This is a genomic window from Acinetobacter sp. NIPH 2100 (genome assembly GCF_000369805.1).
Lineage (GTDB): Bacteria > Pseudomonadota > Gammaproteobacteria > Pseudomonadales > Moraxellaceae > Acinetobacter.
In genome coordinates, this window is record NZ_KB850224.1 from 3734376 (window position 1) to 3750103 (window position 15728).

Genomic DNA, 15728 nt, shown 5'->3' on the forward strand with positions numbered 1-15728 from the left:
ATTCTAATCTTTCAATATTTATTGGATTCGACTTGCTTTGATCAATTCATTTGATGACTTTCATTATTTCTATCTGGTGGTGAAACATGGCGGATTCAGTGCGGCCAGCGAAGCTGAAAATATCAGCAAATCCAAACTCAGTCGTCGCATCATTGAACTTGAACATAAATTTAATGTCAGTCTCATTCAGCGAACCACCCGTCATTTTAAGGTCACGGAATTAGGTCAAGAGTTCTATGAGGAATGCTGCAAAGTGATTGCACAAGTAGAATGTGCGGAAAATGTCTTGCTCAAACAAAAAAATGAACCACAAGGTATCGTTAAAATCAGCTGCCCGCCTTTGATGATGCATTTCCAAATTCGGAAATTACTGAATCAGTTTTTGAAAAGCTATCCAAAAGTTGAAATCTCTTTAGAACTCACCAGCCGTCGCGTTGATGTCTTGCATGACGATATCGATATCGCGATTCGAACCAGTTTTGAGCCAAATCAGGACTCCAGTCTCATCGTCCGTGATGTAATTCGCACCGAGCATTGTTTAGTGGCCGCACCGGAATTATTAGAAGGCAAAACTATTCAGCATTATTCAGAGTTACAGCACTACCCGAGCGTGGCTTTGGGCATTCAAAAACATCAATACTATTGGCATTTATGTCATGTCAACCGCGATGAAAGCGTGGATGTGCCTTATCAACCCCGAGTTAAAAGCAATGATTTGGCTGGTGTATATTATGCCGTCAGCGATGGTCTTGGGATTGCTGATCTCCCCTATCTCACCGTGCAAGCCGATATTGCAAAAGGCAAACTGATTCATCTACTACCTGAATGGAAGTCCAATCGGGGTACAGTGCAATTGGTCTATGCTTCTCGTAAAGGCCAACGTTTGGTGGTCGAAAAGCTGATTGAAACGCTCATGGAGGGTCTACGTGAATTGGCAAAAACTGACAGTGGCTATTCTTTATAGTGCAGTTTTTTAATAGAGCACTGAATTCTGTTGCTTCAATTCAGCAAATTTTTTCACCAAAAAATCGATCAATAATTTCATCGATGGGAGTAATCCTCGTCTCGATGTATAAACCAAATGGATCAATTCCGCTTTGGGCTGCCATTCTGGTAAAACGTGAATCAAGTGCCCCTGTTTAATATCTTCCGCCACCATTAATTCTGGTAATTTAGCCACCCCCAAACCCTGTAGAGTGGCCTCTCTTAATGCGGTTAAATCAGTGGTGGTCAAGCGAGGATGGCACTGAACTTTGAGTTCTTGCTGATCATGAGAAAATAACTGCCAATAATACTCAGGTGCAAAGGACTCCATCATCAAAATCGGGAATTGGGTCAATTGCTGTGGCTCAGTAATTGAATAGAACTGATGCAATAAATCTGGACTGGCAACAATAAACTGACGCGCCAAAGCCAGTTCTCGCACAATTAACTCACTATCTGCTAAAGGCAAAGGGCGAATCCGTATCGCCAAATCAAAACGTTCATTGATCAAATCAACACGGCGATTGGTTGCTTCGACATGCAGGTTAATTTTAGGATAAAGCTGCAAAAACTCGTTCAGCATCGGACTAATATTGATATGCAACAAATTGGTCGGACAAGACAGCTTAATGAGTCCACGTGGCTCAGCCGTTAAAAACTCAATCGCTTCTTCAGCTGCCTCGGCTTCAATCAACATGGCTTTGCAATGCTGATAATAAATTTTACCCACTTCGGTAATCGACACCTGTCGGGTGGTTCGATTTACTAACTTCACCCCAAGCCGCTCCTCTAATTCGGCAATACGGCGACTCAATAGAGACTTGGTGACCATCAATTCCTGACTGGCTGCCGAAAAACCACCACAGTCGATCACCTTGACGAAGAAATATAAGTCATTTAAATCTTTCATGTTTATTTGCTCGACTTGAGTGCAGGGGTTGATTGTTCTTTTAATATGACAATATATCCTATTAAAGATATTTTTCAGCCATCGTCCTACCTATATCATCAATTATACCAACGATAACATGATGAGGATACAACAATGACAATGCCAGCAAATTTCAATGGTCAAGCACCAGTCATCGATGTCAATGATGCCGTAATGCTGTTGATTGACCACCAAAGCGGCTTATTCCAAACCGTCGGCGATATGCCAATGCCTGAGTTACGTCAGCGTGCTGCGGCACTTGCCAAAATCGCAAGTTTAGCCAACATTCCAGTCATTACCACAGCGTCAGTACCACAAGGTCCAAATGGTCCTTTGATTCCTGAGATCCATGCCAATGCACCACATGCACAATATGTCGCACGTAAAGGTGAAATCAATGCATGGCATAACGAGGACTTTGTCAAAGCAGTCAAAGCAACTGGTCGCAATACCTTGATTATTGCTGGAACCATCACCAGCGTATGTATGGCCTTCCCTGCAATCAGTGCAGTTGCTGACGGCTATAAAGTCTTTGCAGTGGTTGATGCTTCTGGTACCTATAGCAAAATGGCAGAAGAAATTACCTTGGCACGTGTAGTGCAAGCAGGCGTAGTGCCAATGGATACCGCAGCAGTCGCTTCTGAAATTCAGCGCACTTGGAACCGAGACGATGCACTGGAATGGGCTCAGGTTTATACGCAAATTTTCCCTGCGTATCAGCTTCTGATTGAAAGTTATAGCAAAGCTCAAGAAGTCGTGACCAATCATGAAACCTTAGATTCTGCACGCTAAAAAGCACCGCCGACCAAAAAGGCATAAAAATTCAGTTTTATGCCTTTTCAAATTTTAAGACTTTCGATCTATTTCTAGATATTTCTCAAATCTTGGATCATTCGCTTTCAAGACCATGAGGCTTCTTTAGTGATCTACGTTTAGATCGACTGTTTTTCTTGCAGCAAGGCATTTTTCTCGACTTTGCTCCTGCTCGATTTCTGAACCAAAAATCCAACCAATACAATCGACAAGGCTAGCATTGAAGTATAAGTAACTTCTTTAAAATAAGTCCCTTCGACCAACATCACCCCCAATGACCCAATGATAACGAAAATCACGGCATAGGTAATCCATGGGAAAAACCACATCTTAAAGTCGATATGTTTACCTTCGCGTTCATATTTTTTCCGCATCCGTAACTGAGAACATGCAATCGCCAAATACACATATAAAGCGACCGTTCCTGTTGCCATCATTAAAACATCATAGACATTCATACTTTCTGTCGCGGTTAAATACACGGCAACGAGAGCAAATAGGCTGGAAAATAAAACACCAATCCATGGACTCCCCTGACGGTTAGTCAAAGCCAAACATTTTGGGGCATCACCGCGCTTGGAAAGTGAAAATAACATACGGGAACAGGTATACAGTGCTGAGTTAAAACAACTACATACGGAAGTGAGTACAACAAAATTCACAATATGACGTGCTTCAGGAATCCCAAGTGCCGTCAGCGTGACACTATAGGTGCCCCAAGTCGGATCTTTCAATAAAGGATTGTCGTGCGGAATTAAACAGACTGTAATCAACATTGATCCGACATAGAACAATAAAATACGCCAGACCACAGAATTAGAGGCTTTTCGAATCTCTTTCTCAGGGCTTTTTGATTCCGCCGCAGCCACAGTCACAATTTCAGCTCCGACATAGGCAAACATCACCCCCAACAAAGCCGTTATTACAGGTGCAATACCATTCGGCATGAATTCTTTTTGGAATAAAAGGTTCCCTGAATTAGTCTGAGAAATTTCGCCCCACGGCCATAAGTGCAGAATGGCTAAGCTACCAATCACTAAAAATATGACAATCGCCACGACTTTAATTAAAGCAAACCAGAACTCAAACTCACCATAGCTTTTGACATCTTTTAGATTTACCCAAATCAAAGAAACAATCACCAATAACATATATCCCCAGATGGGAATAAAAGGAAACCAGCTATGTAGGATTTTACCTGCGACATAAGCTTCCCACCCCATGAGCAGTGTCCAAAAGCACCAGTACAGCCAGCCGATTGAAAACCCTGCCCAACGTCCAATCGCACGGTCCGCGTAGGTGGAAAATGAACCACTATCTGGATTAAGAACAGCCATTTCAGCCAGCATGCGCATAATAAAAAGGACTAACAAACCACCTAAGGCATAAGCCAATATGACGGCTGGACCCGCTGAATAAATTACATTCCCAGAGCCAACAAACAGTGCACCACCAATCACGCCAGCAATGGAAATCATGGTCAGATGGCGAGACTTCAATCCACTTTGTAAACCTTGGGCTCGATTAGGCTCAGAACAATCAGGCTGTACTGCCATATTATTTTCCTTAACATATGGGGAATACTCATACTCCAGAGCAGCGAACTCTGAAATAAAAAATACTCTCTAAAAATTTAGTCGTTTTGTTCATCATCCATTCATGGATCTTTATATGACTAAACCGACACTTTCCGTATGCATACGTTCAATACACTTAATCTGTCGTTTAAGCAGTGAACAAACAAGAGCCACTTTTACAATAAAAATAAGAGCCAATTTCAGCGCTTCTATACAAAACAGGAGGAGCTTAAGGTCAGCTTTCAGAGGTTTTTTCTAATTTATTTCTTAAAAATAAAAGCATTGACGTCATATAGACAGCCATTGTACTTATCGTGTTATGGCTGTAGAAATAATCCAATAAAAAAGCGAGGTATAACCTAAGTTATCCTCGCTTTTTTTCTATGCTTTGAGCTTAGAACGGTAAATCATCGTCTAAATCAGCAGGTGCTGCGGCAGCGGGTTGTGGCGCTGCTTTTGGTGTATTAAAACCATTACCTGCCTGAGGGCTACCCGCATAATTGCCTTGATTGCCACCGCCTTGACCATAACCACCTTGGTTGTTGTTATTGTTATAGCCTGTATTTTGGTAACCACCACCTTGGTTATTATTGTTGTTAAAACGTGGTTGGTTAAAGTCACCACCGCTCTGCTCGCCTTGTTGACGGCTATCAAGCATTTGCATTTGATCGCCACGGATTTCCGTGCTGTAACGCTCTTGACCATTTTGGTCTGTCCATTGACGGGTACGCAATGAACCTTCGATATACACTTTTGAACCTTTACGCAGATATTGTTGAGCAATTTCACCTAAACGGTTATGCAACACGATACGGTGCCATTCTGTTTGCTCTTTACGCTCACCTGTACTTTTATCCATCCACGATTCACTGGTCGCAATCGAGAATTGAGTCAACGATCCACCATTTGGAAAAGTTTTTGTTTCTGGATCTTTACCTAAAGTACCTACTAAAATAACTTTATTCACACCACGCATTAGCTGTCTTCATCCTATATATTTCTATGTTTTACTTTATAAGAGTTATGATTAAATGGCTACCTCTTTGCCAATCAAGTGCGTTAAATCTTGTCGCCCAACATCATCTATGCGCTGTTTATCGACTTTAATATACGCAACTTGCTGTTCTGGCATCACCACGACTTCTTCAATACCACGAATCGCCAACAGTTTTGAAGTCCATTCATCTGTTTGTATGGCCTGAGGTAAAGGCAACACAATGGAAGATAAATATCTCGGCTGAGCCAGACCAAAACTAATCAGCAGCCATATTATAGCAATCCCCGTGAGCACACTCCACCCGAGCGCAGTATTCTGTAACATCAAAAGCTGACCACCCAAAGTACCGCCAAAGAATGCCCCTAAAAACTGGCTGCTGGCATTGACACCCATTGCAGTCGCTTTAGACTGAATCGGTGCTGCTTTGGATAACCAAGACGGCAATAAAGCTTCCATGACATTAAAGGCAATAAAGAATAATCCAAGTCCAGCGAGCAACACATACTTAGATTCGTAACCAAAAATCAGGATTAATAAACCACCGATAATCCCAGCAATTGCGGTAAGGAAAATGCCACGCATCTTGCGATATTTTTCCGCAATGATGATGCTTGGAAAGGCAAAGAATAGGCTGATAACCAATAATGGCAAATAAACTAAACCATGCTTCGCCAATGGAATTTGTGCGTATTCAATCAACTGCGAAGGTACATAGATAAACATCGCTGTCAGCAATAAATGCAGTGCAAATACCGAAACATGCAGACGATTCAGCTCACCCATTTGGATGACTTGTTTCAGCTGATTCAGATAGCCCTGCTGGTAGTTGCGATGATGCCGTGTGACTTTAGGAACCAACAGCAACATTAAAATCGCTGCCAAGCCCATAATCGTGGTGACAAAAAATAGGCCTGAAATACCGACTAAACTGGTGAGCCACGGCCCTAAGCTAAAAGCGACAACGAAGGATAAACCAATACTCATCCCCATCACAGCCATGGCTTTGGTACGCTGTTCTTCACGGGTTACATCGGCCAGTAAAGCCATGACCACAGCCGAAACCGCACCTGCGCCTGCAATCGCACGACCAATAATCACACCATAAATCGTGTCAGATAAACCTGCGATTGCACCACCAATTGCAAACAGCAATAAGCCGAGTACCACCAGAGGTTTACGGCTAAAACGATCGGCCAATAAGCTAAATGGAATCTGTAAAATTGCTTGGGTTAAGCCATATACCCCAACCGCAAGACCAATTAAGGCTGGCGTCGCGTATTGATAGGATTGTCCTGCCACTGAAAAGACAGGAATAATCATGAACAAGCCCAACATGCGTAAGGCAAAAATGCTACTTAAGGCAAAGGTTGAACGGCGTTCTAAAGCATTCATTGTTGATAAGACACTATAACTGGCTCAGCGAATTATAAGCCATTCGCCTACAAAGGTTGTAAGTAGATTATGAAAAACACAATCTTTCTGCGGAGAAAAAATAAAGGAGCGATGTTCGCTCCTTTATTTATCATATCGAATCAAGCTGAAAGCAAACTTAAGAGGCTTGCTGTTCCCGCTTGCTATATTGGATCGAGGCGATGACTGCCCAAACAATAAAGGCAACACCGATTAAACCGGTCACGATTTCAGGTACATGCAAGCCCGTACCACTTGCGATCATGATAAATGCCAGAGCACCAATCGCATAATGCGCGCCATGTTCCAAGAAAATGTATGCATCTAAGGTGCCTTTCTCAACCAAATAAATGGTCATTGAACGAACGAAGATCGCACCAATTGCCAGACCGAGCATGATGATCACCACATCACTGGTAATCGCAAATGCACCGATCACACCATCAAAACTGAACGATGCATCAAGTACTTCAAGATAAAGGAAACCACCAAAACCCGCTTTGACTACACCTGTCGCTGCGCCATTTGAGTCATGAGTCACAGCATTACCATTTTCATCAATTTCAGGTTCGCCACCCAACAAATGACTCAGTACTTGCACACCGATATACACCACGATGCCCCAGATACCTGCCATGGTCACTGCCAAACGTGCTGATTCTTCCACATTTGCAGCCATGATAATCATCGCGATCAAAGCAAGGAAAACAGACATTGCAGGTACGCTAGCCAAGTGCGCTAGTTTCGCTTCTAACCATTTAAACCAATGGGTTTCTTTACCATCATCAAAGAAGAAGTTCAGGAACACCAACAATAAGAACGTTCCACCAAATGCTGCAATTTCAGCATGATGTGCCATTAAGCGTTCTGAATAGGTCTTTGGATCATTCAATGCCAATTTAGCCACTTCAATCATGCCCATATCCGCAGTCACAGCCACGATGACAACAGGGAAAATTAAACGCATACCAAATACGGCTATCAGGATACCCACTGTTAGGAAAATCATCTTCCAGAAATGATCCCAACCACGCAATACCGATGCATTCACAACCGCATTATCAAATGATAAAGAAACTTCCATCACTGCCAAAATTGCAGTGATTGTTAATGCCTTAAGCATCGTCGCAACGCCTGCTTCTGGGCCGTGCGTATAGCCCCAGTAGGCAGATAGTGCTAAACACACTACCGTAAAGAAAATTGAGAAACGGAAATGCTTCATGAGCAACCTTTTATTCAAATTGTCGGGGGGATAAAAATGTGTCTATTGTAGGCGAGTTTGAGTTGAAATAGACAAAAGATTGTTGCACTTATTTTGAAGAAAAAATTATCGCGACGAGACTCTGTTATAGTGCTGACAGATTTCTTTTAGGCTTGCTTTAATAGGTTCAATCCATGACGTTTTCTCAAGATGTTTGGCAACGTAATCAAGATTTATATCAAAAAATATTAGCACTCCCGTTTAATCAAGAACTTGCAGCAGGTTCATTAGACCGTGAAGCCTTTTGTCACTATGTCATTCAAGATGCACATTACTTATTGGCTTATGGTCGTGCTCTCGCTGTTGCTGCGGCAAAGGCCTATGAAGCAGATGATGTGATTCAATTTTCTGAAGCGGCTAAAATTGCCATTATTGTGGAACGCAGTTTACACAGTGACTTTATGCAGGAATTTGACATCAGCAAAACCGAGTTTGAAAGCACACCGCTGACCCTTGCCTGCCATCATTACACCTCTTTTCTAACAGCAACAGCATGGTCAGAAAGCTACCCTGTGATTTTGGCAGCACTCCTGCCATGTTTTTGGATTTATGCAGAAGTAGGTAAAGATATCGTCAATCAATCGGTCGAAAATAACCCTTACCAAGCCTGGATCGATACCTATGCAGGTGAAGAATTTAATACGGCAGTGCGTAATGTGATTGCAACGGTTGATAAAGTTGCTGCACGTTGTGATGAAGATACTTTGGCGAAAATGCACGCAGCCTATACCATGGGCGCAAAACTGGAATGGTTATTCTGGGACAGCGCCTACCAACAACGTCAATGGTTAGGTCTGGATCAAGCCTAAACGGTATCCTTATCTGCATTTTCTATAGACATAAAAAAGCCCCTATTAGGGGCTTAGTCGTATATCGTATCGTCCGATATACTGTATGAGGCTCATCTCAAACTGAGTGCATTAAAGCATAAACCTCATCGAAAACCTACTTTTATCTTCCGACTAAAAAACATTCACCACAATTAAAGCAAGCAATGCGGGCACCGCTTGAATGTAAATAATCTTCTTGCTGGCAGTCAAACCACCATATATACCCGCGATCAGCACACAGGCTAAAAAGAAATTGGCAATCGCGATTGCATACGTAGCGGGTGCCAGTAATGACCAAAATAAACCTGCGGCAAGAAAACCATTATAAAGCCCCTGATTTTGTGCCAACACTTTAGTGAGCTGTGCTTTTTCCAGACTATTGCCAAAGGCTTTTAGGCCATAAGGCTTGTCCCAAAGAAACATTTCCAACACCAAAATATAGACATGCAATAATGCGATGAGTCCGATAAGTAATTGTCCAAGCATCTGATTTTTCCTTTTTATGATGACTACATTGGAAGAGACCAGCCTCTCGGCTGGTGATGTGTGTTTAGATTATGGCTGTAACAAGACCTTACCCTGACGTGCACCTTGTGTTCCTTTAAGCGCGGCAGTCTTAATCTCGTCAAAACTGAATACTCCCTCAACGGGCAAAATCAGTTTCTTCTGGGTCGCCAATGTAATCAGTTCCACGAACAAAGCCTTTTTACGTTCCGCTGGCATTTCTTTATTCACGACACTGGCCCAGAAACCTTTCACGGTTGCCTGTTTAAAGATCAGATCCCCGGATGAGATCTGCATGGTTTCTCCTGTCATACTACCAAATGAAACCAACAGACTATTTTCACTCAGTAAATTCAACATTTCACCACTGGCACTGCCGCCAATTGAATCTACCCCTGCAATTAGTGCTTGATCTGCATGTATGGCTTTGACTTGTTGTTTCCAATCGGGCTGATCCGTCGCCACGACGTGTTGGATGCCCAATGCTTGCATTTCTGCAATCGCATCAGTACGGCGAACTAAATTAATGACTTGTAGTCCACGAGCTTGGGCAATCATCGCAACGGTTTTACCCACCGCACCATTGGCCGTATTTTGAATCAACCATTGGCCTGCTTGCAGATTAACAAAATCAAGTAGCATCAAGGCACTGATTGGCATGCCGATCAGTTGAGCTGCTGTCTCATTATCAATTGCATCATTTAACGGAATGATGCTTTGTGCAGGTGCAATAAAATATTCTGCCCAACTGCCATGTACGCCAGCAACCGCAACACGCTGTCCCAGTTTACTTTCATCGACACCTTCACCAACTGCATCGACAATCCCCACCGCTTCGCTGCCACCAATAGCTGGGAGCGTTGGCTTATAGCCATAGCTACCACGTACGGTCCAAACATCATGGTTATGCATGGGAGACATGATGGTTTTAATACGAACCTCACCTGCTTTAGGTTCAGGTTGTGGCATTTCTGCTAGCTGCAATACCTCTACAGGTTCACCAAAACTTTCATGGATAATACTTTGCATGGTTTATTCCTTAATCGGCTGTAACAGCTGTTGTGTGGTTTCTAAAGCTAAATGTAGCGGTGCTTTGTCTTGCGCTAACTTGGTCATCAGGGCCGCACCCAACCACAATTGATACATGACTTGGGCTGTTTTGAGTGGGTCAAGATGCACAGGGATTGAGCCTTGCTGTTGCCCTTCTTGTAATAACAAGGCCACGCGTTGCGTCAATCGATGCACCCCAAGATTGAGAATTTCACGCATGTCCTCGGATAAATCCGCAACCTCGGCCGCCAGTTTCACAATCAGACAATTTTCCGCCCAACTGCCATAAACTGGGTCTTCAATCCACGCTTGCCATAAAGCCATCAGACGCGCATAGGCACTTTGTTCAGTATGTTGCCAAAGCTGCTCTACACGGACCTTATAATCCGCCATATATTGTTCGAGCAAAGCACAGCCAAATGCTTCTTTAGAAGCAAAATAGTGGTAGAACGACCCTTTCGGGACATCACAGGCTTTGAGAATCTCTTGTAAACCAACACCGACAAAACCCTTACGCAACACCAATTCAAAGCTGGTATCGAGGATATGTTGTCGAGTAGTTTCACTTTTATTTGATCGTTTCATGCACACACTATAAATCAATATTAGACCAGTCGTCTAGTAAATTATGTATTTTAATCCGTGATCAATTTTTACATGGCAATCTGTGGCATTGAATGCTAAAAATACTAGGCGCATCGCGTGAGATAAATGTGAACCAGTTCATTAACCGTCACAATTTGTCGTTTTAATTATTTTTATACCACTTGAACGATTTTAAATCGCTATCATATACATGTTTTCATATTCAGCTTATTGAGATGTATTTATGAGTCAAAGTCATATCCGTATTCGAGGCGCACGTACCCATAATTTAAAAAATGTGTCACTCGATATTCCACGTGACAAGTTTGTGGTAATTACGGGACTTTCTGGCTCAGGAAAATCATCCTTGGCCTTTGATACCCTGTATGCCGAAGGTCAGCGCCGTTATGTCGAATCCCTGTCGGCTTATGCACGCCAATTCCTGTCACAAATGGAAAAACCTGAAGTCGATTCGATTGAAGGTTTATCGCCTGCGATTGCGATTGAACAAAAATCAACAAGCCACAACCCCCGTTCAACCGTCGGAACCATTACTGAAATTTATGACTATTTGCGTTTGCTCTACGCACGTGTGGGTACACCCTACTGCCCTGAGCATGATCTTCCGATGGTGGCACAAACCATCTCAGAAATGGTCGATGCAGTAAAAGGACTTGAAGAAGGCACAGCCCTGATGTTGCTTGCGCCTGTGGTGCGTGAACGTAAAGGTGAATACACCCAATTATTTGAACAGTTACAAGGTCAGGGTTTTGTTCGTGCCCGTGTCGATGGTGAAATCATTGATATTGATACACCACCTGAGCTGGACAAGAAGAAAAAACATACCATTGAAGTCGTGGTCGATCGTTTTAAAGTGCGTGATGATCTCGGTAACCGTATTGCGGAATCGTTTGAGACCGCATTACGTTTAGGCGGTGATATTGCAGTTTTATCATGGATGAATGGTGAACATCCTGAACGCGTGTTCTCGGCAAAACATTCTTGCCCTGAATGTGATCGTGCCGTGGCTGAACTTGAACCACGTCTGTTCTCATTCAACAACCCTTTCGGAGCTTGTCCGGTTTGTGATGGTCTGGGGACGCGCAGCCATTTCAGTTCAGATAAACTGATTCCAAATCCTGAGGTTTCAATCAGCCAAGGCGCGATTCGTGGTTGGGACAGACAACGTCCGTATTACTACACCATGCTGCAAAAAGTCGCGGATCATTTCAATATCGATCTGGATCAGCCATGGAATACACTGGATAAAGACACGCAGAAAAAATTCTTGCAAGGCACAGGCAAAGAGAAAATCGATCTCAGTTATATTGATGAGCGTGGTCGTAAGCACAGTCGCGTGCAAGCCTTTGAAGGGATTTTGCCGCATTTAGAACGTCGCTATCGCGAAACTGAATCGAATTATGTCCGTGATGATCTGGCGCAATACCTGTCGAATGCGGCTTGTGATGCTTGCGGCGGTTCACGTCTGAATGAAATTTCTCGTCACGTTCGTGTCAAAGACAAAACCATTGCCCAAATCACCAAGATGTCGATTGGTGATGCGGAAAACTATTATCAAGATTTGAACCTTGAAGGTGCTAAAGGTGAAATCGCCGATAAAATCTTTAAAGAAATTCGTGAACGTTTACACTTTTTGGTCAGCGTTGGCCTGAACTATCTCAGCTTGGCGCGTTCAGCCGAAACCCTATCTGGCGGTGAAGCGCAACGTATCCGTCTGGCTTCACAGATTGGTGCAGGTTTAATGGGCGTGATGTATGTGCTAGATGAACCCTCGATTGGTCTGCATCAACGTGATAATGATCGCTTATTACAAACCCTAATTCGCTTGCGTGATCTCGGCAATACCGTGCTTGTAGTTGAGCATGATGAAGATGCCATCCGTGCTGCTGACCATATTATTGATATCGGACCAGGTGCGGGTATTCATGGCGGTGCCGTGATTGCAGAAGGTACTTATGAAGAATTGGCGAATCATGCCGACTCGCTCACAGGTCAATATCTGTCAGGTAAGTTAAAGATTGAAGTACCAAAACAACGGACCCAATCCCCTCGCCCAGATGAGGTCATCAAACTCTCTGGTGCAAGCGGACATAACTTACAAAATGTCGATTTGACCATTCCATTGGGTATCATGACCTGTGTGACTGGGGTGTCTGGTTCAGGTAAATCAACCTTGATTAACCGTACTTTATTACCTTTGGCTGCAACTCAGCTAAATGGGGCAACCACGCTGACTGCTGAAAAGTTTGACTCGATCGATGGCTTACAACATTTAGATAAAGTGGTGGATATTGACCAAAGTCCTATTGGCCGTACCCCACGTTCGAATCCTGCCACTTACACGGGTTTATTCACGCCGATTCGTGAATTGTTTGCTCAGACACCTGAAGCCAAAGCACGTGGTTATAGCGCAGGTCGTTTCTCGTTTAACGTGAAAGGCGGTCGCTGTGAAGCCTGCGAAGGCGACGGTATGATCAAAGTGGCGATGCACTTCCTGCCTGATATGTATGTGCCATGTGATGCTTGCCATGGCAAGCGTTATAACCGTGAAACTTTAGAAGTGGGTTATAAAGGCAAGAACATTTCTGATGTCTTGGAAATGACTGTGGAAGATGCCGCCGAGTTCTTTAGTGCCATTCCTGTGATTCATCGTCGTTTAGATACTTTAACTCAAGTCGGTCTTGGCTATATTCGTTTAGGACAAGCAGCAACGACCCTTTCTGGCGGTGAAGCACAACGGGTGAAACTGGCACGTGAGTTGGCAAAACGCGATACGGGTCGAACCTTATATATCTTGGATGAACCAACCACAGGTCTGCATTTCCATGATATTGCCAAGTTACTCGATATTTTGTATGAGCTACGCAATAAGGGTAATACTATTGTGGTGATTGAGCATAATCTGGATGTGATCAAGACTGCCGACTGGGTGATTGATCTTGGCCCTGAAGGTGGTTCTGGTGGTGGTCAAATTATTGCCGAAGGAACACCTGAACAAGTGGTGAAATCTAAAATTTCACATACAGCGAAGTTCTTAAAACCGTTGTTGAAGTGATAAAAAAGGAGTCTTAGGACTCCTTTTTTTCATCTATCAGTTTAGAAATAAGGAAATTTGCGTAAATCTTCTGAGAACTAGAAACCTGTGCTCTCTCTTTTAAAATTTCGATTACAAATTGTCTTTGCTGGTAGGCTAAACTAGAAATAAGATGATGAACTCTAGTATTTATAAAACGTTCATCTTTCTGAAAATCCGTGAAAATAAATTGATATAGACTCTCTTTGTTAGCAGTATTAAGGCTCTTTATATCTAGATCAGAATATACATTGATATACTTGTTATACATAGCATCTTTTAACGAAGGTAAGTCTAAGTTTGGATTTTGTATTAAAAAGTCTTGAATAAAGTCTTCAAATCCGTGTATCCCAAATACTCTACTTCTCTTAAAAGCATTTCTATTTTTAGATAATTTTTCCTCAATCCAGAAAACAACCTTTGATTCCAGCAGCTTAGCTTTTTCAAACTCCTCAAAATCGTTGAATGTATTGATACAAGCTCTAAGATCAAGTAAAGAACTTAAACCAATACATTGGCAAGAGACCGAATATAGTCTATCTATAAAATCATCACTTGCTTGATAATTATCGCGCTCATCAAAAAGAGCTGAAAGTTTGTCTCTTAATTTATTATTTGAATCACTTATCAGCTCAGATTGAGCTAACTTTATTAGGTTTTCATTAGAAAAATCATCGCTTTGTTCAAACCATTTTCTAAATTCTAGACACCAATCATCTTCTGTAAAAAAATAAGAGTAAGAACTTGAAAGTCTATCAAATGCTAAATAAGTTTGCTTTTTTCTCTCAGACCATGCACTTTGCTTAGATTCAATAATGATTCTAAAATCCTCCCAATTTATCTCAGAAGTTAAGCCAAAATCTTGAATAAAAAAACCTTGCAATATCCTAGTCAAAATAATTTCTTTTGTTGAATCAGCGACTTCTTCTGATAATTCTTTTCTAAATTGCAGATATAACTTAATCACTTTTTGGAAAAAACGGAAATTATGAATCTCTAGCGCCTCTGCAAATTCAACCATCAATTCAACAAGTCTTTCCTCAATCTTCAAGTGTTTGGCTTTTTCTTCAATCAATGGATTTACAAAATTGATTCTAATTGTTCCATCAACCAATTTTTCTTTGTATTCAGCATACTTTTTCTTATTGTCTCCTTCAGCTTTATCTTCATCCAAAATTAAAATGATCTGACAATTTTTTTCTAATTTAAGTTGATTTGCTAACCCCATGACATCTTTGATATCTAGCTTTTTTGACATTCTTTCAAAGTCATCGAAACAAATAATCGCATCTTTAACTTGCGCGAACATTAAGCTGTCAAAGAGTTTTGCAGGTGCGCTTATTCCAAACTGAGAAATTTTTGTATCTTTAAAAATTGATGGTAAACCTTTAATCCATTTAGGAACTTCTATTGAAGAATGATAACTTTCAATACTGCTATAAATCTGAGTTTTTAGCTCACTCAAGGATTCTAGCCCAAATAATGAAACATAAGCGTACTTACGGTTGAATAAATTATCTTTTTTATAAATTCGTTCATCCGATAGCTGTTTCTCTAGAAAAGTTTTCCAAAAGAATGTCTTACCAACCCCCCAAGGTCCAGTAATTGCAATCGCTGTCCCGACTTTCTCATTTCGAATATTGTGCTCTAATAATTCTTTTAGCCTTTTTTCTTTCTCTAAGATATTCATCT

13 protein-coding genes are annotated in these 15728 nt (G+C 42.0%); 4 read left to right on the forward strand and 9 right to left on the reverse strand.

What is annotated here, in order from left to right; genetic code table 11:
- The first annotated feature begins 16 nt into the window (after positions 1 to 16).
- Positions 17 to 964, forward strand: coding sequence for a LysR substrate-binding domain-containing protein (locus tag F887_RS00875; protein WP_416201973.1), 948 nt, complete (start codon positions 17 to 19; stop codon positions 962 to 964).
- A 9-nt stretch (positions 965 to 973) separates the two neighbouring features.
- Here the strand turns inward: F887_RS00875 and F887_RS00870 are convergent, their stop codons facing one another.
- On the reverse strand, positions 974 to 1894 hold the full coding sequence (locus tag F887_RS00870) for a LysR substrate-binding domain-containing protein (protein WP_005297507.1): 921 nt from the start codon (positions 1892 to 1894) through the stop codon (positions 974 to 976).
- A 135-nt stretch (positions 1895 to 2029) separates the two neighbouring features.
- On the opposite strand from F887_RS00870, the gene F887_RS00865 reads away from it, so the two are divergent.
- Positions 2030 to 2707, forward strand: coding sequence for a hydrolase (locus F887_RS00865; RefSeq protein ID WP_005147577.1), 678 nt, complete (start codon positions 2030 to 2032; stop codon positions 2705 to 2707).
- Positions 2708 to 2847: 140 nt separating this feature from the next.
- Here the strand turns inward: F887_RS00865 and F887_RS00860 are convergent, their stop codons facing one another.
- The 4 genes from F887_RS00860 to F887_RS00845 form a co-directional block, all read right to left on the reverse strand.
- Positions 2848 to 4284 (reverse strand): amino acid permease, encoded by a 1437-nt coding sequence (locus F887_RS00860; protein WP_005297508.1) that lies wholly within the window; start codon positions 4282 to 4284, stop codon positions 2848 to 2850.
- Positions 4285 to 4699: 415 nt separating this feature from the next.
- Positions 4700 to 5281, reverse strand: coding sequence for a single-stranded DNA-binding protein (ssb, locus tag F887_RS00855; protein WP_005297510.1), 582 nt, complete (start codon positions 5279 to 5281; stop codon positions 4700 to 4702).
- Positions 5282 to 5332: 51 nt separating this feature from the next.
- Positions 5333 to 6694, reverse strand: coding sequence for an MFS transporter (locus F887_RS00850; RefSeq protein ID WP_005297511.1), 1362 nt, complete (start codon positions 6692 to 6694; stop codon positions 5333 to 5335).
- 157 nt (positions 6695 to 6851) lie between these two features.
- On the reverse strand, positions 6852 to 7934 hold the full coding sequence (locus tag F887_RS00845; RefSeq protein ID WP_005209435.1) for a DUF475 domain-containing protein: 1083 nt from the start codon (positions 7932 to 7934) through the stop codon (positions 6852 to 6854).
- 173 nt (positions 7935 to 8107) lie between these two features.
- Between F887_RS00845 and tenA the strand changes: the two genes are divergently transcribed.
- Positions 8108 to 8782 (forward strand): thiaminase II, encoded by a 675-nt coding sequence (gene tenA, locus F887_RS00840; protein ID WP_005297512.1) that lies wholly within the window; start codon positions 8108 to 8110, stop codon positions 8780 to 8782.
- Positions 8783 to 8935: 153 nt separating this feature from the next.
- Here the strand turns inward: tenA and F887_RS00835 are convergent, their stop codons facing one another.
- From F887_RS00835 to F887_RS00825, 3 genes are all read right to left on the reverse strand, one after another.
- Positions 8936 to 9289, reverse strand: a complete 354-nt coding sequence (locus tag F887_RS00835) for a DUF1304 domain-containing protein (RefSeq protein WP_005297513.1) — start codon at positions 9287 to 9289, stop codon at positions 8936 to 8938.
- Positions 9290 to 9358: 69 nt separating this feature from the next.
- Positions 9359 to 10336, reverse strand: a complete 978-nt coding sequence (locus F887_RS00830; RefSeq protein WP_005297514.1) for a zinc-binding dehydrogenase — start codon at positions 10334 to 10336, stop codon at positions 9359 to 9361.
- 3 nt (positions 10337 to 10339) lie between these two features.
- A complete protein-coding gene (locus tag F887_RS00825) occupies positions 10340 to 10942 on the reverse strand; it encodes a TetR/AcrR family transcriptional regulator (RefSeq protein ID WP_005147589.1) in 603 nt (200 codons plus the stop codon).
- A 244-nt stretch (positions 10943 to 11186) separates the two neighbouring features.
- On the opposite strand from F887_RS00825, the gene uvrA reads away from it, so the two are divergent.
- Positions 11187 to 14018, forward strand: a complete 2832-nt coding sequence (uvrA, locus tag F887_RS00820) for an excinuclease ABC subunit UvrA (RefSeq protein ID WP_005147591.1) — start codon at positions 11187 to 11189, stop codon at positions 14016 to 14018.
- 13 nt (positions 14019 to 14031) lie between these two features.
- On the opposite strand, the gene F887_RS00815 is transcribed toward uvrA, so the two are convergent.
- Positions 14032 to 15726 carry a hypothetical protein gene (locus tag F887_RS00815; protein ID WP_005297515.1) on the reverse strand — a complete coding sequence of 565 codons (1695 nt, stop codon included), beginning with the start codon at positions 15724 to 15726 and terminating at the stop codon, positions 14032 to 14034.
- Positions 15727 to 15728: the final 2 nt, after the last annotated feature.